Origin of the sequence: Achromobacter pestifer (genome assembly GCF_013267355.1) — a bacterium.
Taxonomy (GTDB): domain Bacteria; phylum Pseudomonadota; class Gammaproteobacteria; order Burkholderiales; family Burkholderiaceae_B; genus Achromobacter; species Achromobacter pestifer_A.
Window position 1 is genome coordinate 517,736 of record NZ_CP053985.1, and the last position, 25,355, is coordinate 543,090.

A 25,355-nucleotide genomic window follows, 5' to 3' on the forward strand; every position below is an offset into this window, starting at 1 on the left:
TCAGTTCCTCATTACGAAATCGAACGGAATTTTGGCTTTGGCGGGATAGGCCACGCCGTTACGGGTATACGGTTTGAAACGGCCCTTGCGGGCGGCTGCCAGCGCCGATTCGTCCAGGCGCGGAAAGCCCGAGGACGCGTCGATGGTTGCCCGCTCGACCAGCCCCTGGGTATTGATCTCGACCAGCACCACCACCCGGCCCTCTTCCCGCATGCGGCGCGATGCCATCGGATAGTTGGGCATGGGACGAGCGCCCTGGAATTCGATGCTGGAAACCAGCACCGGCTGATCCGGCGGCGGCCCCTGCTGCGGCCCTTGCGGCGCCTGCGTGCCTTCGGGCGCACCGCTGGGCGGCGCCTTCGGCGCTTCCGGCTTGGGCTCGACCTTGACGTCCTGCTTGGGCTCAGGCTTGGGTTTAGGCTTGGGTGGCGGTTTGGGCTTGGGTTTGGGCGCCGGCATCGGCGGCTTTTCCACCACCGGCTCGGGTTCGGGTTCGGGCTCCGGCTCGGGCTTGAGCTCGGGCTCCGGCTCGGGTTCAGGTTCGATCTCGGGCTGCGGCTCGGGCGGTGTTTCCGTCACCGGCTGCGGCTCCTCGGGAGTGGGTTCGGCCTTGGCGATCTGGGGAATGGGCGCATCCACCACGCTCACCATGATGGCTTCGGGCTCCTCGAGTTCAGGACGATTCTCGGGTGCCATGAAGATGGCGCCGATCACTGCCGCATGCAGCGCCAGGACCGTCAGGCCAGCGCCTGCGCGTATACCGAATGAAGAGCGCGAAGAAGAATTCCAACCGCGTTGAAAACTAGGCATGAATCAGCCAGAGTGCATTGACTTATCCGGCCAGCCAGGAAAGACGCACACGCGATGGCGACGCCGGCTGACCGGTACAAGCCCACAATAATATCTTAAATGCGAATGATTCGCACGTCCTATTTCATCTGATCTGGTCCTACTTCTTGACCGTGATCATAGGCGCAAGCAACGCCGCGCACGCAAGGCACGCCGATGAATGAGAAAGCATGATCCTCAAAACAAAAAACCCGCCACCATGACGTGTACGGGTTTTTAGCGGAGCGCGTATCGGATGCAGTGTGTGCTTTTGGTGGGTGCTACAGGGGTCGAACCTGTGACCTACGCCTTGTAAGGGCGCCGCTCTACCAACTGAGCTAAGCACCCTTTCTGATGCAGCCTCAAGACGAAATTCGCGAAAAATCCGTACAAGCAACTGCCAACCGGGGCACTCAAAAGCAATACGCGGGCCGGAGTATACCGGACCGCGCACTTGTGGGCAAATCGCCAGGGCCGAGCCTGCGAGTTGCCCGCCGTCCATTAGTTGACGGCGTCCTTCAGGGCCTTGCCCGGACGGAACTTCGGCACCTTGGCCTTCTTGATCTTGATGGTTTCGCCGGTGCGCGGATTACGGCCGGTGCGAGCGGCGCGAGCCGACACAGCGAACGTGCCAAAGCCAACCAACGTAACCGTACCGCCCTTCTTCAGGGTGGTCTTGACGGCACCGATCAGGGCGTCGAGCGAACGGCCAGCGGCAGCCTTGGAAATGTCGGCCTTGCTGGCGATGTGATCGATGAGTTCGGTTTTGTTCATTCAGGTGTACCCCTCACAAGGTATGGAGTCTGCCGGTAGTGCAGTTCATGGCCGTCATGATGGACGCCACAGAAGACGCAAGACCCGACAAACGACGAACAGACAGTGGATAAACTTTTTTCTTGCGCTGCGAAGCACAACTTTTAAACTGCTGCGCCGCTTGGATTCAAGGGCAAATTGCCTTCAAATCGTCAGCGACGCAGACATGTATTAGGCCTTGGCGTGGCGCGGCTGTCAAGCGAAAACCTCACCACAACCCGCGCCAATACTAGCTTTTAGACCTTTTCGCAATAAACAGAAACACGCATTTCGGCGTTTGCGCGACACCCCTGGACACGATAGTTAACTTGCGTCAGACCTCGGCCCATCGGCGCAGCAAATTGTGATAAATACCGGTGAGCTGCACGATGGAAGCATGCCCCGCGACGTCCTGATTCAAGCGCTGTATGGCCACATCCATGTCCAGCAGCAACGCGCGCTGACTGTCTTCGCGCACCAGGCTCTGCATCCAGAAGAAGGACGACACGCGCGCGCCGCGCGTCACCGGATTGACCTTGTGCAGGCTGGTGCTGGGGTACAGCACCATATGCCCCGCCGGCAGCTTCACCGCGCGCGGGCCGTAGGTGTCGTCGATGACCAGTTCGCCGCCATCGTAGGAGTCAGGTTCCGAGAAGAACAGCGTGGCCGACAGGTCGGTGCGCACGCGTTCGGCCGTGCCGGCGATGCCGCGCACGGCGTTGTCCACGTGATAACCGAAGGACTCTCCGCCTTCGTAGCGGTTGAACAGCGGCGGGAATATCTTGCGCGGCAACGCGGCCGACATGAACAGGTTATTGCCCGCCAGCCGTTGCAGGATCAGGTTGCCCAGCTCCTGCGCCAGGACGTGTTGTTCCGGCAGTTGGCGGTTGCGCTTGACCTCGGCCGATTGATGGCCGGCCGTGACCTTGCCATCGATCCAATCGGCGGCGTCCAGGCGGCGCCGGATCTCGGCAGCCTCTTCTGGCGTAAAAACTTCTGCGATCTGTATAAGCATGGCCACTATCCCGATTGCGTTGCAGGCGCGGCCGGCCACCGACCGCGCACGTGCCGCATTATCCCTGCAGGCAGCCGTTGAGCGCCTGATCGAAATCAAACAGCAGATCGGCTTCGTCTTCGATGCCCACCGACACGCGGATGAGGCTGTCCGCGATGCCCATCTGCTTGCGGCGCTCGGCGCCCATCTCGTAGTAGATGGTGTGCGCGGCAGGCAGCGCCAGGCTACGCGTATCGCCCAGATGAGTCGCCATCAGCACGACGCGCAGACGGTTCAGGAAGTCGAAGCAGTCCACCCCATCAGCCAGTTCAATCCCCAGCAGGCCGCCGAAGCGCGAACCGAACAGCGCCGCCGCGCGCGCGTGCTGCGGGTGGCTGGCCAGGCCCGGGTAATGCACCTTGGCCACGCCGCGATGCTCTTCCAGGAAGCGCGCCAGCGCCAGCGTGTTGGCGCAGTGCTTGGCCATGCGCAGGGCCAGGGTCTCGGCGCCCACCGCGATGCGGTGCGCGGGCTCGGCCGCCAGGGTGCCGCCCATGTCGCGCAGGCCCTTCTTCTTGATCTGCGTCAGGCCCCAGCTGGTGGACGGCCCCTTGCGATAGGCCTCGTAGATGTTCGAGTAATCCGACCAATCGTACAGGCCAGTGTCCGTCACGGCACCGCCCAAGGCATTGCCATGGCCGCCAATGTACTTGGACAACGAGTTCATCACCAACGACGCCCCGACCGAGGCTGGCCGGAACATCCAGGGCGTGGTCAGCGTGTTGTCGACGACGTAGACCAGGCCCTTCTCGCGGCAGATCTCGCCGATCACCGCCAGGTCAGCAACTTGCGTGCCCGGGTTGGCGATGGTTTCGGTGAAGACCATGCGCGTGTTGGGCTGGATCGCCGCGCGCACCTGCGACGAATCGGTCGCGTCCACGAAGGTGATCTCCACGCCCAGGTCCAGCAGCGTGCCCAACAGGCTGTTGGTATTGCCGAACACGTACTGGCTGGACACCAGGTGATCGCCACGGCGCAGCAGCGTGGTGAAAATGGCGGCCAGCGCGGCCATGCCGGTCGCGAAGCTGACCGTGCCCTTGCCGCCTTCCATCTGGCTGATCTTGGCCTCCAGCGCGGTGGTGGTGGGCGTGCCCTGGCGGGCGTACGTAAAGCCGGCCTTGCCCTGGAACACCGCGGCCAGTTCGCGCGCGTCTTCGTAGGCAAACTCCGAGGACGGATGCATGGGCTTGTGCACCGCTCCGTGCTCGACGGATTGCTTGCGGTCGGAATGGAGGATCGTGGTGGTAAAGCCGTTCTGGTGCATGATGGGCGGACGCGAAAAGGATGTGATCTACAAGATAGGCAGGACGGATGAATCAGGAACGGCGCTGGCGCACGGTTTCATAGAGGCAGACGGCGCTGGCCACGCTGACGTTCAGGCTTTCCACCGAACCCAGCATGGGAATGTTCACCAACTGGTCGCAGGTTTCCCGCGTCAGACGGCGCATGCCCTCGCCTTCCGCGCCCATGACCCAGGCCATGGGCTGGCGCGCATCGATTTGATGCATGCTGTCGGCCGCCTGGTCGTCGGTACCCACCAGCCACACGCCGCGATCCTTAAGGCTGCGCATGGTGCGCGCCAGGTTGGTCACCATCAGATAGGGCACCGTATCGGCCGCGCCGCAAGCCACGCGCTGCACGGTTGCGTTCAGGCCCACGGCCCGGTCGCGCGGCGCGATGACGGCGTGCACGCCGGCGGCGTCGGCGGTGCGCAGGCAGGCGCCCAGGTTGTGCGGATCGGTCACGCCATCCAGGATCAGCAGCAGCGGCGGCCCTTCGATGACGTCGAGCACTTCGTCCACGTCCACCGCCAGCTGGCGTTCCTCGGCCAGCGCCACCACGCCCTGATGGCGGGTGCCGCGGGACAGGCCGTCCAGGCGCTCCATGGGGACCGGATGCAGGCGGCAACCGGCTTTCTCGGCCTGTTCGATGAACGTCTGCATCCGCTTGTCGCGGCGCGACGCCTCTACATAGATTTCCTTGATCGAGTCGGGCGCGTGGCGCAGCCGCGCAACAACCGCGTGAAACCCGGCCAGGACTTGGGTCGACGCCATAAATGCAATACCTTTAGATAAACGAATACCCGCCCCAGAGCGGGGCGGGCTACCGGACCAAGCCGGCCATAGATGCAATGTTACCCCTTATGGCGCCGCCGCCAAACGACGGCTTGGCCATAAAGAGGTGTCAGTGGCGCTTGTGCGTGGCCTTCTTGGCCGGCGCGGCGCGCTGGGGCGCCTTGGACGTCCGCGGCGGCTTGCCGGCCTTCTTGGCCTCGGCTCGCCGCTCCTTGGCGGTCTGGCCCTTGAGAGCGGCCGGCTTGGGGGAAGCCGCCTTCTTCACGCGACGAACAGGTTCGTCCGGACCGCGTGCCGACGCCTTGCGCAAGGCATCGAAGCTCGTGCCCTGCACCAGGCGGAACTCGATGCGGCGCGCCTCCAGATCCACGCGCGCCACCTGCACCTGCACCTTGTCGGTCAGGCGATAACGCATGCCCGTGCGCTCGCCACGCAGTTCATGCAGGCCATCGTTGAACTGGAAGTACTCGCCGCCCAGCTCGGAGACGTGCACCAGCCCTTCGACGTGCAGCGTGTCCAGCGTGACGAAGATGCCGAAGCTGGCGACGCCGGTGACGGTGCCGCTGAAGTCTTCGCCCACGCGCTCTTTGACGAACCAGCACTTGAGCCAGGCCTCGACGTCGCGCGAGGCCTCGTCGGCGCGGCGCTCGCTAGCCGACAGCACCAGACCCATCTTTTCCCAGATGGCCTGTTCGTGCTCGCGCTGCGTGCGGCCTATGACCACCGCATGGTCGTCCAGGCTGGGCACATAGCGCTGTCCGGCCAGCAGCGCCTTGATGACACGGTGCGTCAGCAGGTCGGGATAGCGGCGGATGGGCGAGGTGAAGTGGCTGTAGCCGGGATAGGACAGGCCGAAGTGGCCCATGTTGTCGGGGCTGTAGACCGCCTGCTGCATGGAGCGCAGACACATGGTCTGCAGCAGCTGGTAGTCGGGCCGTCCGCGCACGGAATCCAGGAAGTCGCCATAGTCCTTGGCCGTGGGCGTTTCCCCGCCGCCCAGCGACAGGCCCATGGTGCGCAGGAACTCGCGCAGCGACTGCAGGCGCTCGGGCGTGGGGCCTTCGTGGATGCGGTACAGGCCGGGATGCTTGCTGCGGGTCATGAAGTCGGCCGCGCAGGTGTTGGCGGCCAGCATGCATTCTTCGATCAGCTTGTGGGCATCGTTGCGCACCGAGGGCACGATCTGCTCGATGCGGCCGAGTTCGTTGCAGACGATCTTGGTCTCGACGGTGTCGAAGTCGATCGCGCCGCGCTTCTTGCGCCCCTGCGCCAGCAGTTGATAGAGCTCGTACAGGTGCTGGACCTGCGGCATGACGCTGCGCATGGCGTGCGCGGCCGGACCGCCGGGCTGCTGCAGCGCGGCCCAGATGTTCGTATAGGTGGTGCGCGCATGAGAGTGCATGACCGCGTTATAGAACTGGTAGGCCGTGACCGTGCCGGCCTTGGCGCCGCTGGCCGGGATGACCATGTCGCAAACCAGCACCAGGCGGTCGACGTCCGGGTTCAGCGAGCACAGGCCGTTGGACAGCGACTCCGGCAGCATCGGGATGACCCGGCGCGGAAAGTACACGCTGGTGCCGCGTTCGATCGCGTCGTCGTCCAGCGCGTCGCCCGGACGCACGTAGTTGCTGACATCGGCGATGGCCACCAGCAGGCGCCAGCCCGGACGCTTGCGCTGGCCCGTGCCCAACTCCACAGGTTCACAGTAAACCGCATCGTCGAAGTCGCGCGCGTCCTCGCCGTCTATGGTGATGAGGGGCACGTCGCGCAGGTCGACGCGATCCTTGAGATCGGCCTTCCTGACCACGTCCGGCAGGCGCGCGGCCTGCTTGAGCGCGGCTTCGGAGAAATCGACCGGCACGTCGAACTTGCGCACCGCGATCTCGATTTCCATGCCGGGGTCGTCGATCTCGCCCAGCACCTCGGCCACGCGGCCCAGCGGCTGCGTGTGGCGCGTGGGCTGCTCCATGATTTCAACCGCGACCACCTGCCCATGCTGGGCGCCATTGGTATCGCTGGGCGGAATCAGGATGTCATGCTTGATGCGCTGGTCCTCGGGTACGACGATGGACAGTCCGTGCTCGTGCAGGAAGCGCCCCACCAGCTTGTTGGTGCGGCGTTCGATGACTTCGACGATGGTGCCTTCCGGCTTGCCGCGATACTCGCCCGTGGGCTTGACCAACACGCGGTCGCCATGCAGCACCTTGAGCATTTCGCGCGGCGACAGGAACAGATCGGGCCCGCCGTCATCGCGCAGCAGGAAGCCGAAGCCGTCGCGGTGCCCCAGCACCTTGCCGGCGACGAAGTCCAGTTTGGTGGCCAGCAGCAACACGCCCTTGCGATTGGGCATCAGTTGCCCGTCGCGCTCCATGGCGCCCAGGCGGCGCTCAAATCCCACCATCGTCGCGGCGCGCTCGACGCCCATGCGTTCGGCCAGTTCCACCGGAGAAAGCGGCGAGCCTGCGGCGCGCAGCGCTTTCAGGATGGCTTCGCGGGACGGGACATCAGGATCGAAGTCCGGCGGCGCTTCGGGCAAGGGTGTTGATCTGTTGTTATTCGATTCGTTATTCGATCGTTTTGCCAAAGCTAAAATTTCCGTATATAATGCGCAGCTTCTGTGGTTCGCCCAAGGCTGAACACTGAAGCAGAAAATGGTCAGAGGGTGGTTTAAAGCAACTGTTGCTTAAAAACCGTATTGTAGAACCAACTGCACTTTGGACGCATGCTTTAGTTAATGTGTTTTTAACTAAAGCGATGCAACTAGGGCGGCAGCGTATCACATACTTCTGACAGTATCTCTCAGTGCCCAGGTGGCGGAATTGGTAGACGCGCACGGTTCAGGTCCGTGTGCCGCAAGGTGTGGAGGTTCGAGTCCTCTCCTGGGCACCACGGAATTTCAATCAAGACCATGCAAGCCGGTCTTGATGGCAAAGGCTAAAAAGCCCCGGAAATCGCAAGATTTCCGGGGCTTTTGCTTTGCGCCCTGCCGCCCTCGCCTCTTCAACGCCACGGCACCTTGCGATTCAAATGATGCCGCGCATACAGGTCGGCCCCCATGCCGTCGATCTGCCCGTCGATCAAGGCCTCGAAAGGCTTCAGCAACGCATCGAAACTCATCGGCGCCTCGATGGCATTCAAGGCATGCGTCACGGCCTCTATCGTGGACAGCGCGCCAGCGACGTCGGCATGGCGCACCCGGTAACGCGTGGACAGCCCCGCGGGCAGCATCACGCGCGGCAAGGCGGCAAGCCCGGGATTGATATGCAGCAGCTTGCGCGCGTGCCCCCAGGTGCCGTCGGGCACGATCAATCTGATGGGCGCGCCGAGATCCTGCCCATAGCCTGGCGTCAGCACCTCAGCGCCCTCGCCGGGAAACAGCAGACGGGGCAGATGGCCGGACAGCGCCCAATCGTCTTCCGCAAAATATTCGCCGACTACGCGGCGCGCGCCGGCCAGACCCAGCACGGCCAGCCGCGCAGTGTTCAAGGCATGGCGCGCCTCGCTGGGATGCTGCAGCACCACCACTTGCGTGCGGCACGAAAGCGAGGGAATCAGCGCACACAGACAGTGCGATCGAGGACGCAGGCAACGCGTGCAAAGGGTACGAGACATGGGGCGACACTATATCGAAAGTTCGAAAGCGGCCCGGCAGCGAAAAATATGAAAAAAAACCCACACGACTTGCACGCTTCCAAAAAAGTGTGCATAATCTCATTCCTCTGCTGCTGAACAAGAAACAACGCGAAAGCGAAGCGACAAGTAAAGCATCAGCGCCCAGGTGGCGGAATTGGTAGACGCGCACGGTTCAGGTCCGTGTGCCGCAAGGTGTGGAGGTTCGAGTCCTCTCCTGGGCACCAATTATTACATCACGAGGTACCTGCGTGATGCGCCAAAAAAACCCCGAACGCGTAAGCGTCCGGGGTTTTTTCTTTGTCCGGCCCATTTTGCTTGCCCGGCTCGCAAATCGTTGGAGCCGGGCAAGCCGCCTTACTTCAGCACGCGCGTCATCACTACGTGCGGAATACCGGCCTCGACGAACTCCTCGCCTTCCACATTGAAGCCATGCGCGCGGTAGAAGCCCGCCGCATGCGTCTGCGCGTGCAGCACCAGCATGCGGTGGCCGTCGCCATGCCCCTGTTCGATCAACGCGTCCAGCAGCTGGCTGCCGACGCCCATCCCGCGGGCCCTCTTGTGGACCGCCATGCGGCCGATATGGCCGTCGGGCAGCAGCCGGCCCGTGCCCATCGGCGTGCCGTCCGGGCCATATGCCACGGCGTGCACCGACACGGCATCATCGTCGTCCAGCTCGACCTCGGGCGGCACTCTCTGTTCGACGACGAACACCTCGTGGCGCACCGAATACGCGTCGTCGCGCAAGCGGTCCCAGGTTCCCAGGGCGATACGCACCGTAGCTTGTTTGTTGGTCGACATGTCCATCCCTCGCGTGCAGCAAATGAATAAAAGTAATCCTACGCCGCATTTTGGCAGGGATGAAGAACGGCCAAAAGGGGGTACGATCGCGGCTTGCCCACGTCGCCCAGGTTCCGCCACATGCCGCCTGCCGCTCCGCCCGCCTGGCTGAAAGCCGCGCCCGCGCTCTTCCTGCTGCTCTGGTCCAGCGGCTTCGTGGTGCTCAAGGTGGGCCTGGCCTATGCCGATCCCATGACGTTCCTGGCGTTGCGCTACGCCTGCGTGGTGCTGATTCTTGCGCCCTTCATGCTGTTCCTGCGCCCGCCGCTGCCGCGCGGCGCCAGCGCCTGGGGCCACCTGGCGATGGTCGGACTGCTGTTGCAGGCAGGCTACTTCTGCTTTACCTACCTGTCGCTCAAGCAAGGCATGTCGGCTGGCGCCGTGGCGCTGATCACATCGCTGCAACCCATTCTGATCGGCCTGCTGGCGCCCGCGATCGCGCAAGAAAAAGTCGATGCCCGCCGCTGGGCAGGCCTGGGCCTGGGCGTATCGGGCGCCGCGTTGGTGATCATCGCCAAGGCCTCGATCGACGTGCTATCGCCGCTAGGCCTGGCGTTCGCCATTAGCGCCCTGCTCTGCATCACCGGCGGCACACTGTATGAAAAGCGCTACGGCGTGCAGACGCATCCCGTCACCTCCAACATGGTGCAGTACGCGGTCGGCCTCATCGCCACCGCGCCGCTGGCGTTCTGGCTGGAGCCTATGCACATCGAATGGACCGGGCCCCTGCTGGGTTCGCTGGCCTATCTGGTCGTGGGCAATTCGCTGGTGGCCATCACCTTGCTGCTGACCATGATCCGCTACGGCGAAGCCTCGCGTGTGTCCGCACTGTTCTTCCTGGTGCCGCCCTGCACCGCCGTCATCGCGCTGATCGTCCTGGGCGAAGCCATCCCCGCGCTGGCCTGGCCGGGCATGGCCCTGGCGGCGCTCGGCATCCTGCTGGTGACGCGCACTGCCGCCAAGTAGAATGAGCGCCCCTCCAGGCCCCTGCCCATGAACGCCGTCATTACCTCCGCCCTGCCGGTCTTCGCGTTGATCCTGACCGGCTGGCTTGCCGCCCGCTGGCGCATCCTGGGCTCCGGCGCCACCGACGCGCTGAACCGCTACGTCGTCTATCTGTCGCTGCCCGCGCTGCTGTTCCGCGCCATGACGCAGGTGGACCTGGCGCACATGGCGCACTGGGGTTTCGTGGGCGCCTTCGCGGGCGGCATCGCGGTCACGTTCATGGCCTCGTTTATCGGCGCGCGCCGCTCGCAGCGCGCGCTGACGGACCGCGGCATCCAGGGCCTGGCCGCCTCCTACGCCAACGCCGGCTACATGGGCATTCCGCTGTGCCTGGCGCTGCTCGGCCCCGACAGCATGGCGCCCGCCACGTTCACCACCCTGCTCACCGCCAGCGTGCTATTCGGCTTTGCCATCGCCTTGATCGAGTTCGACCGCCAGCAGACGCCCAACCTGTCCTTGACCCTGCTCAAGGTCGGGCGCGCGCTGCTGCGCAATCCGCTGTTGGCGGCTCCGCTGCTGGGCCTGGCCTGGGCTTTCACCGGCCTCGCCCTGCCTGAAGGCGTGGACCGTTACGTGGCCCTGCTGGGCGCGTCCGCCAGCCCCTGCGCGCTGGTCACGATCGGCCTGTTCCTGGCGCAGACGGAAACGTCGAGTTCGGGGCCGGGCGTCATGCGCCTGGTCACGGGCAAGCTGTTGCTGCAGCCCGCCATCACGGCGGTGCTGGCGTTCTACGTCTTCACCATGCCGCCGGTGTGGTCCTGGACCGCGGTGCTGATGAGCGCGCTGCCCATCGGCACCGGCCCCTTCATGCTGGCCCAGATGTACGGCCGCGACGCCCGCGTGACCTCACGCGCCATCCTGGTCTCCACCGTGGCGTCGGTGCTGACCGTCAGCCTGCTGGTCGCCTGGATCAGCGCCCACCCGATTTCCTGACGTTTTTCATCATGCTGCTCGCCGCCGCCATTTTCGTACTCACCATCACGCTGGTCATCTGGCAGCCCAGGGGCCTGTCGATAGGCTGGAGCGCCGTGCTGGGCGCCGCGCTCGCCCTGGCCACGGGCGTGGTCCACCTGGCCGACATCGCGGACGTCTGGCGCATCGTCTGGAACGCCACCGCCACCTTCATCGCCATCATCGTCACCAGCCTGATCCTGGACGAGGCCGGCTTCTTCGAATGGTCCGCGCTGCATGTGGCGCGCTGGGGCGGCGGCCGGGGAAGGCTGCTGTTCGTGTTGATCGTGCTGCTGGGCGCGGCCGTGTCCGCGCTGTTCGCCAACGACGGCGCGGCGCTGATCCTCACGCCCATCGTCATGGAAATGCTGGTGGCGCTGGGCTTCGGTCCCGGCGCTTCGCTGGCCTTCGTGATGGCCGCGGGCTTCATCGCGGACACCGGCAGCATCGCGCTGATCGTGTCCAACCTGGTCAACATCGTCTCGGCGGACTTCTTCAATATCGGCTTCGGCGAGTACGCGTCGGTGATGCTGCCGGTGAACCTGATGGCCGTCGCGTCCACGCTGGCGGTGCTGCTGCTGTTCTTCCACCGCAGCATTCCGCCGCGCTACGACGTGAGCCAACTGCCCGCACCCGCCTCCGCGATCCGCGACCTGACTACTTTCCGCGCCGGCTGGGTCGTGCTGGCGCTGCTGCTGGCGGGCTTCTTCATCCTGGAACCGATGGGCATCCCAGTCAGCGCCATCGCCGCCGTCGGCGCGCTGGGCCTGCTGCTGATCGCCGGACGGCAGCACATCGTCGGCACGCGCCGCATCATGCGCGAGGCGCCCTGGCACATCGTGGTGTTCTCGCTGGGCATGTACCTGGTGGTGTACGGCCTGCGCAACGCCGGCCTGACCGCGCACCTGGCGCAGGTGCTTGACCGCTGCGCCGAGTACGGCGTCTGGGGCGCGGCGATGGGCACGGGCCTCATCACCGCCTTCCTGTCGTCCATCATGAACAACCTGCCCACCGTGCTGGTGGGCGCCTTGTCGATCGCGGACACCAGCGCCACGGGAGCCGTGAAGGACGCGATGATCTACGCCAACATCATCGGTAGCGATCTGGGCCCCAAGATCACGCCGATCGGCAGCCTGGCGACGCTGCTATGGCTGCATGTACTGGCGCGCAAGGGCCTGCGCATCACCTGGGGCTACTACTTCAAGGTCGGCATCGTGCTGACTCTGCCGGTGCTGCTCCTGACGCTCGCTGCCCTGGCGTGGCGGCTGCAATAGACGCCTATATATTACTTTTAGTTATTTAAAAGATATTAATCGGTGTTTTGAGCCAGGCGCTTGCCACTTTAGACTTCCAAACATCCACGGGTGCCTGCGCGCGCCCGTTTTGCTTTCTTACGCATCAAACCCCAGGGACTCGCCCATGAGCACCAACGCCTCGACCCTACCCCTGCCCCCTTCCGCCTTGCCCCCCATCCAGATCAACCGCAAGCCGCTCTGGATCGCCCTGCTGCTGGTGCTGGCAGGCGCCCTGTACTTGAACCAGACCGTCAGCTGGCGCCAGGGCGCGCTGTGGGTCGTCGGCGCTGCACTCGGCGTAACCCTGTATCACGCCTCGTTCGGCTTCACGCAAGCCTGGCGCGTCTTCGTGTCCGACCGCCGCGGCGCCGGGCTGCGCGCGCAGATGCTGATGCTGGCCGCGGGCGTGTTGCTGTTCTTCCCCTTCCTGGCGGCGGGCACGCTGTTCGGCCAACCCGTCAGCGGCTTCGTGTCGCCCCCGGGCGTCTCGGTCTTGCTGGGCGCCTTCCTGTTCGGCATCGGCATGCAGCTGGGCGGCGGCTGCGCCTCGGGCACGCTGTTCGCAGTGGGCGGCGGCAACACCCGCATGGTAGTCACGCTGCTGTTCTTCATCATCGGCTCGGTCATCGCGACCGCCAACTTCGGCTGGTGGTCGAACCTGCCGGCGCTGGCGCCGACCTCGCTGATCAAGACCTGGGGCCTGGCGCCCGCGCTGCTCATCAATCTGGCCGTGTTCGCGCTGATCGCGTGGGCGGCTACGGCGCTGGAGAAGCGCCGCCACGGCCACGTGATCTCGTTCGCCTCGCGCACCGCGCGCCCGGCTTCCTTGCTGCAAGGTCCCTGGCCGCTGATCTGGGGCGGCGTGGCGCTGGTGGTGCTGAACTTCGCCACGCTGGCGCTGGCCGGCCGCCCCTGGGGTATCACGTCCGCCTTCGCGCTGTGGGGCGCCAAGACCCTGGACGCCTTCGGTGGCGACGTGGCCACCTGGGCCTACTGGGCCAAGCAGCCCTCGCTGGCCGCACCGCTGCGCCAGGACGTCACGACCGTCATGGACATTGGCCTGATGCTGGGTGCGCTCGCCGCCGCCAGCGCCGCGGGCAAGTTTGCCCCCATCTGGAAGGTGCCGGCCCGCTCGCTGGCGGGCGCCGTCATCGGCGGCCTGCTGCTGGGCTATGGTTCGCGCCTGGCCTTCGGCTGCAATATCGGCGCCTACTTCAGCGGCATCCTGTCCGGCAGCCTGCACGCCTGGCTGTGGCTGCCCGCCGCCTTCGCCGGCAGCGCCTTGGGCGTGCGCCTGCGTCCCGCGTTCGGCCTCGCCGTCGAGAAGACCCCGGCGGCGTCCAGCTGCTGAGAAACAGTATTCCAGGACCGTCCCCCGGCACCGGGGGACAACTCCTGGTGTATGGTTGCTCCATCCCGAAATACGGAGATGGACATGAGCTGGATTTTCGGCCGCTACACGGCCTTTCTGTTGACCCTGATCGGCGCCGCGGCCACCGCCGCCCTGGCCGCGGCCAGCTCGCCCTGGTGGCTGTGGCTGGCCGTGCCGCTGACGCTGCTGGCCGCACTCGGCGTCTATGACCTGGCGCAGACCCGCCACGCCATCCGCCGCAACTATCCAGTCCTGGGCAATCTGCGCTTCCTGTTCGAATTCATCCGGCCCGAGATCCGCCAGTACTTCCTGGAAGACGACACGCAGGCCGCGCCGTTCTCGCGCGCGCAGCGCTCCATCGTCTACCAGCGCGCCAAGCGTGAAATCGACAAACGCCCCTTCGGCACCCAGGAAGACGTCTACGGCGACCGCTACGAATGGATCAACCATTCCATGTCGCCCTCGCAAATCCCCGACATCAACTTCCGCGTCACCGTCGGCGGTCCCGATTGCAAGCAGCCTTACTCGATGTCCGCGTTCAACGTGTCGGCCATGAGCTTTGGCGCCTTGTCGGCCAATGCCATCCTGGCCCTGAACGAAGGCGCCCGCCAGGGTGACTTCGCGCATGACACCGGCGAAGGCGGCATCAGCCGCTACCACCGCCAGCCTGGCGGCGGCCTGGTGTGGAACATCGGCTCGGGCTACTTCGGCTGCCGCGACGAACACGGCGCGTTCTCCGAAGAGGCCTTCGTGAAGAATGCCTGTACGCCGCAGGTCAAGATGATCGAGATCAAGCTGTCGCAAGGCGCCAAGCCCGGCCATGGCGGCATCCTCCCCGCGGGCAAGGTGACGCCGGAGATCGCCGAGGCGCGCGGCGTGGTGGCCTGGCAGGACTGCAATTCGCCGGCCACCCATTCCGCCTTCGATACGCCCATCGGCCTGATGAAGTTCGTGGCGCGCCTGCGCGAGCTGTCCGGCGGCAAGCCCGTAGGCTTCAAGTTCTGCGTGGGCCACCCTTGGGAGTGGTTCGCCATCGTCAAGGCCATGCTGGAAACCGGCATCACGCCGGACTTCATCGTGGTGGACGGGGCCGAAGGCGGCACCGGCGCCGCGCCCGTGGAATTCGTCGACCACGTCGGCACGCCGCTGCGCGAAGCGCTGCGCCTGGTCCACAACACGCTGATCGGCGTGAACCTGCGCGACCGCATCAAGCTGGGCGCTTCCGGCAAGATCATCACGGCCTTCGACATGGCCCGCGTCATGGCCATGGGCGCGGACTGGTGCAACGCCGCGCGCGGCTTCATGTTCGCGATCGGCTGCATCCAAGCCCAGGCCTGCCACACCGGCAAGTGCCCCACTGGCGTCACCACCCAAGACCCGCTGCGCCAGCGCGCGCTGGTGGTGCCGGACAAGGCGCAGCGCGTGGCGAACTTCCATCGCAACACCCTGCATGCGCTGGCGGAACTGCTGGCGGCGGCCGGCCTGACGCACCCGGGCCAGCTGCGCCCGCACCATATCGCGCGCCGCATCTCGTCCAGCGAAATCCGGTTGCTGTCGGCGCTGTTCCCCGAACTCGCGCCCGGCGAACTATTGCGCGGCGAATTCCGCCACCAAGTATTCCGCGCGGGCTGGGCCATGGCCCAGGCCAGCTCGTTCCAACCCACCCACGACATCACCACCGCATTGGCGCAAGAGCATGCCGCCCATGCCACGCCGGCCGCCGCACAGGTCTGAGCCGGCGGGCGGCCTCATGGCATAACAGCTTAGCGACGGCCGCCCGACGCCAGGAAGCAACCGAGCAAGGCGCCCACCAGCGCCGCCACGCCCACCGACTTCCAGGCATGTTCATGCACATACTCATCGGCATAGGCGGTTGCGCGACGCGCGCGTTCCCGCGCCGCGCCCTCCCAGTCGCCCGCGGAATCGCGCGCCTCGGCCAATTGGCGCTTCAGGCGCGCGCGCGCCGCCTCGATCTCGGAACCTGTGTAGGTGGCCGTCGACCGCAACAGGTCTTCCGTGCCGGCAAGCAGCTCATGGAAGCTGTCGCTCACCCGTTCACGGTGCAGGGACATCTCGGCGCGTTGGTGTTTTCGGTTCATGGTCGCTCCTTATCGTTGTTGGGCCTCGCGGAGTCAGGCCGCCTGACGCAATGCAGCATGCCCCGTTCCCGGACCAGGCTGCGCATTGAAGAGTCTCATTGTGACCATCATCGGCCGCCCCCGCCAGAGCTTTGGCAACCAGCCGTAATCCGATATTTCAACGCAAGCAAAGGTATCGGCAGCGCGCGCCGGGGTGCCGGCGCCGGTGCTTGCGCCCCCCTTTCGAATTCGTAAAAGTCCATTGCATTCAGCGGCTTGGCGCTTGACACCGGCCCCGCCCTGGCGGCCACAATAGACTTTTGCAATGCGCCAGAACCGCCTGGTCTAAGCCTCCCAACGCCGTGCATCCCAACCGCCAGCCGCCCCGTCCGGGACGTTGCTCGCGGCGGACCGACCCGGCGACAGAAAAGGAACAGGACGCATGGTTTCGCCTTCCGCACTGTTTGCCCCCGCCGCGCCGAAGTTCATTGCGCAAGAGCCGCAGCCTCCCAGCGCCGAGCAAGTCGAATTGCGCGAAGGCTTGCTGGCGCGCCAGGCGCACATCGATCCGAAGTTCCTCTATGACGCGTTGGGCTCGGCGCTCTTCACGGCCATCACGCAGCTGCCGGAGTACTACCCGACGCGCTGCGAGTCGGAAATCTTCCAGCGCCACGGCGCCGACATCGCCCGCCACGTCGGCCCGGTGCTCTCGATGATGGATCTGGGCGCGGGCGATTGCGTCAAGGCCGAACGCCTGTTCCCCAGCCTGCGCCCGCGCCACTACGTGCCCATCGATATCTCGGCCGACTACCTGCAAGCGGCGGTGCGCCGCCTGCAACTGTCTTACCCCGACCTGCAAATCACCCCCATCGGCCAGGACTACACCCACGCGCTGGCCCTGCCCAACAGCGTTCCCGCCGAACAGCGGCTGTTCTTCTATCCCGGCTCCAGCATCGGCAATCTCAGTCCCGAGGACGCGCATGCCATGCTGTGCCGGATCCGCGAGCAATGCGAGGGCGGCGGACTGCTGGTAGGCGTGGACCGCGTCAAGCCCAAACAGGTACTGGAACCCGCGTACGACGACGCGCTGCATCTGACGGCAGCCTTCAACCTGAACCTGCTGCGGCACGTGAACAGCGTGCTGGACGCCGATTTCGACGTGGACGACTGGCGCCATGTGGCGCTCTTCAACAGCGCCAGCTCGCGCATCGAAATGCATCTGGAAGCACAGCGCGCAGTACGCGTGGCCTGGCCAGGCGGCGCGCGCGCATTCAGCGCCGGCGAACGCATCCACACCGAAAACTCCTACAAGTTCACCCCCCCAGCCTTCGCCGACCTGCTGCAAAGCGCCGGCTACCGCGACGTCGCGCACTGGTCGGATTCCCGCGGCTGGTTCTCGATTTTCAGCGCCCGCGCGTAAAGCGGGCCCGCCCTCAACGCCACTGGAGGATCGCCATGGAACCTGCGTGCCTGCTGACTCACCCCGCCACCGGACCTTACGCTGCCGGCCAAGCGGGGCAGCACGACCGCTATGACGCCGTGCGCTCGACCAGCACGGCCCTGGCCGCCCCCCTGAGCCCCGAGGATTGCCAGGTGCAATCCATGCCGGACTGCAGCCCGGTCAAATGGCATCTGGCCCACACCACCTGGTTCTTCGAGACCTTTCTGCTGGCGCGCTTTCATCCGGCCTATGCGGTATTCCATCCGCAGTACCGCATGCTGTTCAACTCCTACTACAACGCCGTCGGCGCCAAGCATCCGCGCCCGCGCCGCGGCCTGCTGTCGCGCCCCGCGCTGGCGGAAGTGCAGCATTACCGCCGACATGTGGACGGGGCCATGCACGAGCTGATCTCGCGCCTGGGCGGCAACGATCCCGCCTTCGACGCCTTGCTGGAGCTGGGCCTGAATCACGAGCAGCAGCACCAGGAACTGATCCTGACCGACCTGAAGCACATGCTGTCAGCCAATCCGCTCAAACCCGCCTACGTGGCGCCCGGCCCACCCGCGCTGCCGCCCGCCACGCCGGCCGGCTGGACCCGCTACGCCGGCGGCGTCAGCCGCATCGGCCATGACGGCCGCGGCTTCGGCTTCGACAACGAAGGCCCCGCCCACGACGTGCTGCTGGCCCCGTTCCATCTGGCCGACCGGCTGGTGACCCAGCATGAATACCTGGCCTTCATCCGGGACGGCGGCTACAAGCGGCCCGAACTCTGGTTGTCGCTGGGCTGGGACATGGTCTGCGCCGAAGGCTGGCGCGCGCCCCTCTACTGGGAAGGGCAGCGCGACGACTGGCATATCTACACCTTGCGCGGCATGCAGGAGCTGGAATTGCAGGCCCCGGTGACGCACATCAGCTACTTCGAGGCCGACGCCTACGCCCGCTGGGCGCGCGTGCGGCTGCCGCGCGAACCCGAATGGGAACATGCCGCCCGCCAACTGCCCGAAGGCTTGCTGGCGGGACGCGCGAACATGCTGGAAAACGGCCACCTGGACACACGCCCCGCCCCCGCGCGCAACGGTTCGGGCGGCCCCGTGCAACTGTTCGGCGACGCTTGGGAGTGGACCTCCAGCGCCTACGACGCCTACCCCGGCTTCAAGCCCGACAGTGGCGCGGTGGGCGAATACAACGGCAAGTTCATGTGCAACCAGTACGTGCTGCGAGGCGGCTCCTGCGCCACGCCCAGGGACCACATCCGCCCCAGCTACCGCAATTTTTTCCCGCCCGAGGCCCGATGGCAGTTTTCGGGTATCCGGCTGGCGCGGGATGCCTGAAGCATTTCTTGGAAATTTGATTGAGGGCTGCTTGCACGCGCCGAAAATTTCGTGCTAGAATTTCGTTCTTCGTTGATCACTGATTGCGGCACAGGCGTAAAGCACGAATGTGAAGTAAATCCAGGGATTGAGCGAAATGGCGCATTAGCTCAGCCGGTTAGAGCGACGGAATCATAATCCGCAGGTCCCCTGTTCGAATCAGGGATGCGCCACCAAGGAATTCAAAGGGCGCCCACGCAAGTGGGCGCCCTTTTCGTTTTCGCCTCGGAACTCTTCGCGCAGAGGGCCAGTCTCACGACGCGGCACCACCACTGGCATGTGGACACCCCTTGGCCACTATCCTGCCATTACGGCCGCCACCCCGAGCAACCCTCAGGAGCGATCAAATTTCCTTGCGTCGACTTATCCGTAGAGCAAAAAAAAGACTGTTCGACTGGTCTCCTGACCTGGCCGCGCGCTGCGGCGTTGATTTCCGGCTGAAGGCTCCGAATCGCAGCTTCCTGGAGCGGCAGATTTTCGACTACCTGAACCAGCAGCAGGCTACCCGAGCCGACACGCCGATGCGATGCCTGTTCGTAGGCATGCATGAGTACACCTGGCATTACCCCCGCTTGTTGAAGATGGAGTTCCATTCTCTGGATATGGATCCTGAACAAGCCATCTACGGCCCCGCCGGCCGGCACACCATCGGAAGCGCAACGAACATGTCGGAGTTCTACGCCGAAGCTTCGTTCGACGTCGTGGTGGCCAATGGCGTGATCGGCTGGGGCCTCAACAAGAGAGCCGATTTCGAGCGCTTGATGGAGCAATGCCATCGTGTGCTCAAGCCTGCCGGGCTTCTGATCCTCGGCTACAACGACACGCCGGAACATGCCCCCTTTGAGGTGGACATGGCATGGCGGGATCTGTTCGCTCCCACGACTCCGCCCATCCCAGGAGTCACGCAGGCGCGCCATGCCATGGACGACAGCTATGCGCACGTGTTCCTCTTCGGAGAAAGGCGTCCGGCGCCGGCCACTCCCTGACAGGAGCGGCCCAGCGCCCGCCTCCCGGCTAAGGCAAGCGCACCGCATCGCGCCGCCTGCCGCCCCAGGTCGCCGCCAGGCTGGCCACGAAGGCGCCGATCAGCATCGAGGCGAAGCCCCATAGCGCGAATGCGGCCGCGGCCTTGCGCGCCAGGTCTGCCGCCTCCTTGGCCTTTTGCCGGGCGTCGTCCGCGGCCTGCTTCACGTTCTGCACGGCCTGGTCGACGCGGCGCTGTGCCGCCGCCGGCTCCAACCCGGTCTGCGCCGCCACGACCTTCACGACATAGTCGCGGTCTTCGCCCGTCATGGAGCCGCGCGCCAGGCTCATCGCCACGATGCGGCCCACCTCCTCTCTCGCGCCGTTACGGTCGCCGCTGGCATCGGGCCGTTCCGATCGCAGCAAGGCATCGGAGAAGTAGCCCTGCATCTGCGCCATGCCGTCGCCTCCGCCCGCAACCGCTGCGGCCGTCGCCGCGGAGCCCGCTCCTGCCGCCACCGTGGCGCCCGCCTTCGCCACGCCGGACGCCAGGGTCGCGATGGACGCGCCGAGCAGCACGGCGCTTACGACCGCGCTCAACGCCCACACCAGGAAGCCGTGCGCCGTGTCGCGAAAATAGACCTCGTCCGAATGCACGTCGACCCACTTGGTGCGCAGCCGCCCCGCAACGTAGCCGCCGATGCCATAGGCGACGATCTGCGTGGCCAGCATCCACACGATGAAGCCTATGCCTAACGCGGGCGCGCTCGCCCCCTCGCCGCTCCAGGGCGACACCGAAAGAAAGCCCAGGCCCGTGCCGCCGGCGAACAAGGCCAGCGACAGGGCCGCGGCAATGACCGCACCCGCGATCACGGCGGCCCATGACACGGCGGAGATGGCGGATTCCCTCGGAGGCATGCCGCCGGGGTACGGCTGACTCAATGAAGATGCGTTTTCCATGGATATGTTCCTTGTTCACGGTTCATCGCGGCCGCGCCGATACGCGCCGCCGCGGCGGTAAAGCCTCGCGGGTCAATGCCAGAAAAGCGCCAGCAGGATGATGATGGGAATGGGCACTCCCAACAGCCACAACAAGATGGAACGCATAAGGCCTCCTTGAATGATGTCCTGCGCGTCGCGCGTAGCGCTCAGGCCAGGTCGATCGTGCCGGGCGCGCGCGGATTCGGCGGCGGCTGCACGGGATCGATGACGTCGGGATCGTTGCGCGGCCGCGTCGGATCCAGCGGCGGATCGTCGGGCGGCGGATTGTTGGGGAATGTGGGATCGTCTGGCGCGGGCTGGTCGCCCCCGCCGGGTTCGCGATGCATGGACTGGGACATGGGGTTCTCCTCAAGCGGCGCCTGGCGCGCCGTCCAATCCCATCAGCAAACCGCATTCCCGGCACGCAGCCGGGCACGCAGCCGGCTGGCGTAAAAAAGCCCTCTTGCGAGGGCATTCAGGCATGCGCGGCCAGCCAGCGTCAGGGCTTGCTCTTGGCGTCCCTGGCCGGGTCGGCGGTTTTCTGGCTGCCGTTGCCGAGAAATTCAACGACGGCGGTCTTGCCCGCGACGGAGGCTTCGTCTTGGCTGGCGTAGCGCCTGGGCGAATAATTGGTGCTGCGCACATTGCCGGTTTCGGGATCGAACAAGGTGATGATCCAGGCGAATTCTCCCGGCATCAATTGCCTGACTTGCAACGTGGCGCGCGTGCCTGGGCGCAGTTGCGGCATGAGGAGGCCTTTAGCATGATTCGACGCCGCCATCGTAGCGCAAGGCGCGCCGACGCGACATGCGTCGCCCGAGACCAGCGAAGAAATGCTGCGCCCGCACACGGATTCATGCTGCACACCCCGCGGCAAAAACGCCACAAACCCCGCATCGCGTCAGGAAAACCCTAGGGCCTATTGCGCAAATACAGGCGCACAATCGATACAAACATCTAGACCGCCCAGCGGCAGCCGCATTCCCCTTTAGTCAGGCGAGGACGGAGACAACATGACTTATGTAGCAGTGGTTATCAGCTGTTTGATGGTTGTGGGTATCGTCGCGTTGGTGATTCAAACGGTTCAAAGCGCAGGGTCCGAACCCTGGCTGAGAATCTCGGCGGCGATCACCAGTTCCTTGTTCGCTTCACTCTTGTTGATTCCGCTCGGATACGCGGTCGCGCAGACCGTGCTGATCGAATAACTCCTTGTTCACGACATGTACGTCCCGGGGCTATGCGCCCCGGGCGGCCTTGCCGCGGGTAGCCGCCCAGCACAGCAGCGACCCGGCGGTCACCATGGCCACGCCCTGCCAGAATGATGTGGTCAGGCGGGTCGACAGCCACACGGCGGCGAAGAATGTCGAGAAGACCGGAGTGAAGTAGGACGCCGTGGCCAGCAAGGTCAGGTTGCCTTTGAGTATGCCCACATTCCATAGCGCATAGCCTGCCGCCATGGCGCCGCCGGTCACCAGCAATTCCAGCGTGGCGGGCCAGGTGAAGACTAAAGCAGGCTCTGCGCCCAACAGATACTTGATCCACAAGGCAGCCGCGGTCAGCATGAAAAACAAGGCGACCCCGTTCTTGCCGTCGGCGAATCTCGTGGTCACGTTGCAGTAGACGGCCCAGATGACAGCGCCGCTGAAAGCCAGTCCGTAGCTGAGGGGATTGCTGGACACGTTGGCGATCGTGCGGTCCCAGGACAGTCCGCCCGATCCGCCGAGGACCCAGACGATGCCGCACAACGACAGCAATATGCCCGGCACCACCCACGCACTGGCCCGTTGGCCATTGATGAGGATGGCGAGTATCACGGTGAAGCAGGGCCAGAGATAGTTGACGATGCCCAATTCGATTGCCTGCCCACGGTTGGCGGCGTAGCCCAAAGAGAGCGAAAGGCAGATTTCGTAGGCGACGAACAGCAGGCTGCCCACAATGAGATAGGAGCGTGGAAAGGTGCGCAGCTTTGGGAAGCCCAGCAGCAGCGTCAGGAACGCGGCGCCCGTCGTGTAGATCAGCGCGGCGCCGCCGACCGGACCGAAGCTTTCGCTGACGCCGCGGATCAGGCCGACGACGGTGCCCCACAGCAGCACCGCCAGCAAGCCCAGTGAAGTTGCCGTGTTCCGGCTCAGGGAGAGTTGCATTACCGATTCCGATTGCCCGCCTTGGGGCGCCAAGCCGGGCAGTTTAGCGAAAACCTGCACGGCCCGCGGCCAGTCCCCGGCATACGGCAGAACTGGCGCCCACACCAACATGCCTGCCAGAACAATGCAGAACAAGGAGCAAGCGCCGCATGACGATATCCACACGTAGATTGAGCGACGTGCTGGCCAGCACGGAATCGGGCCGGCTCTACCGGATCGAAGTGTTCCTGCGAGCGGAGGCGCCGGGCCAAGCCAAACCTGACGCCGCCCGGCCTAACGCGGCCCGCTACATACTCCGCACCACGGAAGGGGAGCCGGTGTTGCCGCTGGATCGGAACAGGTACCGGCTGAACTCCGGCGAAGTCCTGACGGCCCTGTCGCCGCCGCTGCACGAGACCTGAAGGCTGGCGGATCCGCTTACTGATCCACCTCCACCCGGCGCTTGCCCTGCCCCTTGGCCTTGTAGAGCGCCATATCAGCGCGTTCCAGCAGTTCGCGCACGGCGACGCCGGACTGCGGATACACGGCGATGCCCACGCTGGCGGATACCGAGACGCTGACCTCGGGATACGGCAGCGACAGGCTTTCCACCAGCGCCTGCGCGACACGCCGCGCGTTGTCCCTGTCCGCCCCCAGCAGCAGCACGGCGAATTCATCGCCCCCAAGCCGCGCCGCCACGTCCGATACGCGGATCGCGTCGGCCATGCGCTCGGCCGCTTCCTGAAGCACCGCATCGCCCGCCGCGTGGCCATGCAGGTCATTGACCGCCTTGAAGCCATCGAGATCGATCGCCAGGATGGCGAAGGCTTCGCCGCTGCGTTGCGCCACCGCCAGCTCGCGCAGCACCAGTTCGCTGAACAGCACGCGGTTGCACAGGCCGGTCAGCGGATCGTAATGCGCCAAGTGCTGGGCATGCGCCAGCATGCGGGACGCCTGCACCAGGGCGCCGCCCACGTCCGCGACCTCCTTGACGCGTGTGCCCGGCACCGTCACCGCGTGCCCCTTGCCCAGCGCAAGCGCGGGCGCGACCAGGCTCTGCACGGACGAAGTCAGGCGGCTGGCGAGCCGCAAGGCCAGCAGCAGGCCCAGGCCGAAAGCCAGCAAGGTGCCCAGGGCGATCCAGGCGATGGAGCGGTACAGGTCGGTGGTCAGCAGGCTCATCGGCGCCCCGGCCGCAACGGTCCAGCCGGATAGCGACGAGCGGCTGAACGCGGTGTAGACCGGCGTGCCTTCCTTGGTGATGGTTTCCAGCGAGCCCTCGCTTTCCTGCTGCACCGCCCGCGCCAGCTCGGGAACGGCCTTCTGGCCCAGGAATTTCGAGGTATCGCGTGTGCGCGCCAGAATCGTGCCGCTGTCGTCCAGCACGGCCGCCACCCAGCCGTCCGGCAGTGCGCGCCTGCCCAGCAAGTTGCCGATGCGCTCGGGCAGGATGCCGACGTTGAGGCTGTAGGCGACCTCGCCGTTGCGCAGCACCGGCACGCCCAGCGCGATGAGCGGACCTTGGTTGACCCTGCTGGTGAAGAGGCCCGTCAACACCGCCGCGCGAGTCTGGAACACCTGGGCCAGTTGGGTGGAGGCGCCGGTCATCGGCAAGGGATTGCCGAACGGCACGGACGTGTTGATCAGCTGACGGCCGTCCTTATCGGTCAGGACATAGCTGTCTATGATCTGGAAGCGCACGGATTCGCGCGCCCGCCGATGAAAACCGGCCAGGTCGCCAGCCACCAGATCCGGAGACGACGCCAGCATCTGCAAGCCCGCCTCGACGCCGGTGAGTTCGCGGTCCAGGATCGCGGTGAGATTGCGCGCCAGGAAGATCGTGTCGCGAAAGATCCGTTCTTTCTGGATGACGTAGCTTTCGTAGACTGCCACCGAAGCCATGACCAGGGCAGGCGTGATACAGGCGAACACGAGCGTGAGCAGGCCGGTGCGCATGGAATAGCGGCGCGGCCGGCGCACGCGCGCGCCCGCCAGACTTTCGGCGTCAGCCATCGGAACCTCGCCCTGCGAAGTCCGCAAGCGTCGGCCTGCCGATCGAAACCACACCTCTGGACCCATGCGCCTCCCGATACGCTACGCCCGGCCCACGGCCAGAGGGCGAACGAACGCCAGAAATTATTGCAGAAGTTCGCAATCGCACAATCCGCGCCATGGGAATCCCCTCGCCGCGTCGATACGGGTGTGGTTTAAATATCGCGTCCCCAATTTACTCCGGACACGCGGCGCCTGTCGCGCCTACTGGTCTTCCAGGTCCGGGGTGCCGGTGAACTGAGTCTTGAGCAGCGTCAACGCCCCCTTTTCGGCCAACGCCTCGTTGGGGAATACGTGCTTGGTGTCTTCCAGCACCGGAAATCCGAAGATCCGCACCCGGGCGTGATAGCCCTCAGGGGTCTCGGCGAATTCGATGTCGAAGTTGCGTTCTTCGATCCAGCCCGATCGATGCAGTTTCCATTCCATATCCCACGCGCTCCCGAAAAGTCGAGGTTGATACGAAAAGCCGGCCCCGATAAAGGCCGGCGCTGCTACACCATACACC

The 25,355-nt window shown here is 65.2% G+C and carries 25 protein-coding genes and 4 tRNA genes; 13 read left to right on the forward strand and 16 right to left on the reverse strand.

The annotated features are described in order from the left end of the window. From FOC84_RS02765 to rnr, 7 genes are all read right to left on the reverse strand, one after another. Positions 1-810 (reverse strand): energy transducer TonB, encoded by an 810-nt coding sequence (locus tag FOC84_RS02765; RefSeq protein WP_173143082.1) that lies wholly within the window; start codon positions 808-810, stop codon positions 1-3. 290 nt (positions 811-1,100) lie between these two features. After that, a tRNA-Val gene (locus FOC84_RS02770) sits at positions 1,101-1,176 on the reverse strand. A 153-nt stretch (positions 1,177-1,329) separates the two neighbouring features. Further along, the gene (locus FOC84_RS02775) at positions 1,330-1,602 is read right to left on the reverse strand and encodes an HU family DNA-binding protein (protein ID WP_003812968.1); all 273 of its coding nucleotides are present in this window, start codon (positions 1,600-1,602) and stop codon (positions 1,330-1,332) included. A 352-nt stretch (positions 1,603-1,954) separates the two neighbouring features. Continuing rightward, positions 1,955-2,635, reverse strand: a complete 681-nt coding sequence (locus tag FOC84_RS02780) for a Fe2+-dependent dioxygenase (RefSeq protein ID WP_173143083.1) — start codon at positions 2,633-2,635, stop codon at positions 1,955-1,957. A gap of 58 nt (positions 2,636-2,693) precedes the next feature. Beyond that, on the reverse strand, positions 2,694-3,938 hold the full coding sequence (locus FOC84_RS02785; protein WP_173143084.1) for a cystathionine gamma-synthase family protein: 1,245 nt from the start codon (positions 3,936-3,938) through the stop codon (positions 2,694-2,696). A gap of 52 nt (positions 3,939-3,990) precedes the next feature. Further along, positions 3,991-4,728, reverse strand: a complete 738-nt coding sequence (gene rlmB / locus FOC84_RS02790) for a 23S rRNA (guanosine(2251)-2'-O)-methyltransferase RlmB (protein ID WP_173143085.1) — start codon at positions 4,726-4,728, stop codon at positions 3,991-3,993. A 130-nt stretch (positions 4,729-4,858) separates the two neighbouring features. Further along, entirely contained in the window at positions 4,859-7,333 is a 2,475-nt protein-coding gene (gene rnr / locus FOC84_RS02795) for a ribonuclease R (RefSeq protein WP_173143086.1), read from the reverse strand. Positions 7,334-7,553: 220 nt separating this feature from the next. Here rnr and FOC84_RS02800 point away from each other — a divergent pair. Further along, a tRNA-Leu gene (locus FOC84_RS02800) sits at positions 7,554-7,638 on the forward strand. Between the two features lie 111 nt (positions 7,639-7,749). Here FOC84_RS02800 and FOC84_RS02805 read toward each other — a convergent pair. After that, positions 7,750-8,361, reverse strand: a complete 612-nt coding sequence (locus FOC84_RS02805) for a tRNA-uridine aminocarboxypropyltransferase (RefSeq protein WP_173143087.1) — start codon at positions 8,359-8,361, stop codon at positions 7,750-7,752. Positions 8,362-8,521: 160 nt separating this feature from the next. Here FOC84_RS02805 and FOC84_RS02810 point away from each other — a divergent pair. Further along, positions 8,522-8,606, forward strand: a tRNA-Leu gene (locus FOC84_RS02810). Between the two features lie 130 nt (positions 8,607-8,736). Here FOC84_RS02810 and FOC84_RS02815 read toward each other — a convergent pair. Continuing rightward, positions 8,737-9,186, reverse strand: coding sequence for a GNAT family N-acetyltransferase (locus FOC84_RS02815; RefSeq protein WP_438800860.1), 450 nt, complete (start codon positions 9,184-9,186; stop codon positions 8,737-8,739). 114 nt (positions 9,187-9,300) lie between these two features. Here FOC84_RS02815 and FOC84_RS02820 point away from each other — a divergent pair, with 114 nt between their 5' ends. From FOC84_RS02820 to FOC84_RS02840, 5 genes are all read left to right on the forward strand, one after another. Further along, on the forward strand, positions 9,301-10,185 hold the full coding sequence (locus FOC84_RS02820; RefSeq protein ID WP_173143089.1) for a DMT family transporter: 885 nt from the start codon (positions 9,301-9,303) through the stop codon (positions 10,183-10,185). A 27-nt stretch (positions 10,186-10,212) separates the two neighbouring features. Continuing rightward, positions 10,213-11,157 carry an AEC family transporter gene (locus FOC84_RS02825; RefSeq protein ID WP_173143090.1) on the forward strand — a complete coding sequence of 315 codons (945 nt, stop codon included), beginning with the start codon at positions 10,213-10,215 and terminating at the stop codon, positions 11,155-11,157. Between the two features lie 11 nt (positions 11,158-11,168). Beyond that, positions 11,169-12,449 (forward strand): arsenic transporter, encoded by a 1,281-nt coding sequence (locus tag FOC84_RS02830; RefSeq protein ID WP_088139389.1) that lies wholly within the window; start codon positions 11,169-11,171, stop codon positions 12,447-12,449. Positions 12,450-12,594: 145 nt separating this feature from the next. Further along, positions 12,595-13,821 (forward strand): YeeE/YedE family protein, encoded by a 1,227-nt coding sequence (locus FOC84_RS02835; protein ID WP_088156752.1) that lies wholly within the window; start codon positions 12,595-12,597, stop codon positions 13,819-13,821. 84 nt (positions 13,822-13,905) lie between these two features. Further along, positions 13,906-15,576 (forward strand): FMN-binding glutamate synthase family protein, encoded by a 1,671-nt coding sequence (locus tag FOC84_RS02840; RefSeq protein WP_173143091.1) that lies wholly within the window; start codon positions 13,906-13,908, stop codon positions 15,574-15,576. Positions 15,577-15,605: 29 nt separating this feature from the next. Here the strand turns inward: FOC84_RS02840 and FOC84_RS02845 are convergent, their stop codons facing one another. After that, positions 15,606-15,941, reverse strand: a complete 336-nt coding sequence (locus tag FOC84_RS02845; RefSeq protein WP_173143092.1) for a DUF883 family protein — start codon at positions 15,939-15,941, stop codon at positions 15,606-15,608. A 421-nt stretch (positions 15,942-16,362) separates the two neighbouring features. On the opposite strand from FOC84_RS02845, the gene egtD reads away from it, so the two are divergent. The 4 genes from egtD (at position 16,363) to FOC84_RS02865 (ending at position 19,717) form a co-directional block, all read left to right on the forward strand. After that, positions 16,363-17,340 (forward strand): L-histidine N(alpha)-methyltransferase, encoded by a 978-nt coding sequence (gene egtD, locus FOC84_RS02850; protein WP_173143093.1) that lies wholly within the window; start codon positions 16,363-16,365, stop codon positions 17,338-17,340. 35 nt (positions 17,341-17,375) lie between these two features. Continuing rightward, the gene (gene egtB, locus FOC84_RS02855; RefSeq protein ID WP_173143094.1) at positions 17,376-18,692 is read left to right on the forward strand and encodes an ergothioneine biosynthesis protein EgtB; all 1,317 of its coding nucleotides are present in this window, start codon (positions 17,376-17,378) and stop codon (positions 18,690-18,692) included. A gap of 138 nt (positions 18,693-18,830) precedes the next feature. Next, a tRNA-Met gene (locus tag FOC84_RS02860) sits at positions 18,831-18,907 on the forward strand. Positions 18,908-19,084: 177 nt separating this feature from the next. Next, positions 19,085-19,717, forward strand: a complete 633-nt coding sequence (locus tag FOC84_RS02865) for a class I SAM-dependent methyltransferase (protein ID WP_254241900.1) — start codon at positions 19,085-19,087, stop codon at positions 19,715-19,717. Between the two features lie 28 nt (positions 19,718-19,745). Here the strand turns inward: FOC84_RS02865 and FOC84_RS02870 are convergent, their stop codons facing one another. From FOC84_RS02870 to FOC84_RS02880, 3 genes are all read right to left on the reverse strand, one after another. Beyond that, positions 19,746-20,654: a hypothetical protein gene (locus FOC84_RS02870; RefSeq protein WP_173143095.1), complete on the reverse strand. Its 909-nt coding sequence runs from the start codon at positions 20,652-20,654 to the stop codon at positions 19,746-19,748. A gap of 188 nt (positions 20,655-20,842) precedes the next feature. Continuing rightward, complete coding sequence (locus tag FOC84_RS02875; RefSeq protein WP_173143096.1) at positions 20,843-21,034, reverse strand: hypothetical protein; 192 nt, start codon at positions 21,032-21,034, stop codon at positions 20,843-20,845. 140 nt (positions 21,035-21,174) lie between these two features. Continuing rightward, positions 21,175-21,423: a hypothetical protein gene (locus FOC84_RS02880; RefSeq protein WP_173143097.1), complete on the reverse strand. Its 249-nt coding sequence runs from the start codon at positions 21,421-21,423 to the stop codon at positions 21,175-21,177. Positions 21,424-21,688: 265 nt separating this feature from the next. Between FOC84_RS02880 and FOC84_RS02885 the strand changes: the two genes are divergently transcribed. Continuing rightward, positions 21,689-21,880 carry a hypothetical protein gene (locus FOC84_RS02885; protein ID WP_054451113.1) on the forward strand — a complete coding sequence of 64 codons (192 nt, stop codon included), beginning with the start codon at positions 21,689-21,691 and terminating at the stop codon, positions 21,878-21,880. 30 nt (positions 21,881-21,910) lie between these two features. Here FOC84_RS02885 and yddG read toward each other — a convergent pair whose 3' ends face one another. Beyond that, entirely contained in the window at positions 21,911-22,819 is a 909-nt protein-coding gene (yddG, locus tag FOC84_RS02890; RefSeq protein ID WP_302053189.1) for an aromatic amino acid DMT transporter YddG, read from the reverse strand. Between the two features lie 149 nt (positions 22,820-22,968). Here yddG and FOC84_RS02895 point away from each other — a divergent pair, with 149 nt between their 5' ends. Continuing rightward, complete coding sequence (locus FOC84_RS02895) at positions 22,969-23,220, forward strand: 6-phosphofructokinase (RefSeq protein WP_173143098.1); 252 nt, start codon at positions 22,969-22,971, stop codon at positions 23,218-23,220. A 16-nt stretch (positions 23,221-23,236) separates the two neighbouring features. Here FOC84_RS02895 and FOC84_RS02900 read toward each other — a convergent pair whose 3' ends face one another. Together FOC84_RS02900 and FOC84_RS02905 are read right to left on the reverse strand one after the other, a co-directional pair. Beyond that, a complete protein-coding gene (locus FOC84_RS02900; protein WP_173143099.1) occupies positions 23,237-24,811 on the reverse strand; it encodes a GGDEF domain-containing protein in 1,575 nt (524 codons plus the stop codon). 243 nt (positions 24,812-25,054) lie between these two features. After that, positions 25,055-25,276 (reverse strand): hypothetical protein, encoded by a 222-nt coding sequence (locus FOC84_RS02905; protein ID WP_173143100.1) that lies wholly within the window; start codon positions 25,274-25,276, stop codon positions 25,055-25,057. Positions 25,277-25,355: the final 79 nt, after the last annotated feature.

What these genes read in the sequence shown, in the direction of transcription:
- FOC84_RS02880 (WP_173143097.1), bottom strand. Translation starts at nt 21,423, where the DNA reads ATGCCGCAACTGCGCCCAGGCACGCGCGCCACGTTGCAAGTCAGGCAA.
- FOC84_RS02820 (WP_173143089.1), top strand. Translation starts at nt 9,301, where the DNA reads ATGCCGCCTGCCGCTCCGCCCGCCTGGCTGAAAGCCGCGCCCGCGCTC.
- FOC84_RS02905 (WP_173143100.1), bottom strand. Translation starts at nt 25,276, where the DNA reads ATGGAATGGAAACTGCATCGATCGGGCTGGATCGAAGAACGCAACTTC.
- FOC84_RS02900 (WP_173143099.1), bottom strand. Translation starts at nt 24,811, where the DNA reads ATGGCTGACGCCGAAAGTCTGGCGGGCGCGCGCGTGCGCCGGCCGCGC.
- egtD (WP_173143093.1), top strand. Translation starts at nt 16,363, where the DNA reads ATGGTTTCGCCTTCCGCACTGTTTGCCCCCGCCGCGCCGAAGTTCATT.
- FOC84_RS02785 (WP_173143084.1), bottom strand. Translation starts at nt 3,938, where the DNA reads ATGCACCAGAACGGCTTTACCACCACGATCCTCCATTCCGACCGCAAG.
- FOC84_RS02780 (WP_173143083.1), bottom strand. Translation starts at nt 2,635, where the DNA reads ATGCTTATACAGATCGCAGAAGTTTTTACGCCAGAAGAGGCTGCCGAG.
- rlmB (WP_173143085.1), bottom strand. Translation starts at nt 4,728, where the DNA reads ATGGCGTCGACCCAAGTCCTGGCCGGGTTTCACGCGGTTGTTGCGCGG.
- FOC84_RS02840 (WP_173143091.1), top strand. Translation starts at nt 13,906, where the DNA reads ATGAGCTGGATTTTCGGCCGCTACACGGCCTTTCTGTTGACCCTGATC.
- FOC84_RS02805 (WP_173143087.1), bottom strand. Translation starts at nt 8,361, where the DNA reads ATGTCTCGTACCCTTTGCACGCGTTGCCTGCGTCCTCGATCGCACTGT.
- FOC84_RS02875 (WP_173143096.1), bottom strand. Translation starts at nt 21,034, where the DNA reads ATGTCCCAGTCCATGCATCGCGAACCCGGCGGGGGCGACCAGCCCGCG.
- yddG (WP_302053189.1), bottom strand. Translation starts at nt 22,819, where the DNA reads ATGCAACTCTCCCTGAGCCGGAACACGGCAACTTCACTGGGCTTGCTG.
- egtB (WP_173143094.1), top strand. Translation starts at nt 17,376, where the DNA reads ATGGAACCTGCGTGCCTGCTGACTCACCCCGCCACCGGACCTTACGCT.
- FOC84_RS02835 (WP_088156752.1), top strand. Translation starts at nt 12,595, where the DNA reads ATGAGCACCAACGCCTCGACCCTACCCCTGCCCCCTTCCGCCTTGCCC.
- FOC84_RS02830 (WP_088139389.1), top strand. Translation starts at nt 11,169, where the DNA reads ATGCTGCTCGCCGCCGCCATTTTCGTACTCACCATCACGCTGGTCATC.
- FOC84_RS02775 (WP_003812968.1), bottom strand. Translation starts at nt 1,602, where the DNA reads ATGAACAAAACCGAACTCATCGATCACATCGCCAGCAAGGCCGACATT.
- FOC84_RS02895 (WP_173143098.1), top strand. Translation starts at nt 22,969, where the DNA reads ATGACGATATCCACACGTAGATTGAGCGACGTGCTGGCCAGCACGGAA.
- FOC84_RS02870 (WP_173143095.1), bottom strand. Translation starts at nt 20,654, where the DNA reads ATGGAAAACGCATCTTCATTGAGTCAGCCGTACCCCGGCGGCATGCCT.
- FOC84_RS02845 (WP_173143092.1), bottom strand. Translation starts at nt 15,941, where the DNA reads ATGAACCGAAAACACCAACGCGCCGAGATGTCCCTGCACCGTGAACGG.
- FOC84_RS02885 (WP_054451113.1), top strand. Translation starts at nt 21,689, where the DNA reads ATGACTTATGTAGCAGTGGTTATCAGCTGTTTGATGGTTGTGGGTATC.
- FOC84_RS02815 (WP_438800860.1), bottom strand. Translation starts at nt 9,186, where the DNA reads ATGGACATGTCGACCAACAAACAAGCTACGGTGCGTATCGCCCTGGGA.
- FOC84_RS02825 (WP_173143090.1), top strand. Translation starts at nt 10,213, where the DNA reads ATGAACGCCGTCATTACCTCCGCCCTGCCGGTCTTCGCGTTGATCCTG.
- FOC84_RS02765 (WP_173143082.1), bottom strand. Translation starts at nt 810, where the DNA reads ATGCCTAGTTTTCAACGCGGTTGGAATTCTTCTTCGCGCTCTTCATTC.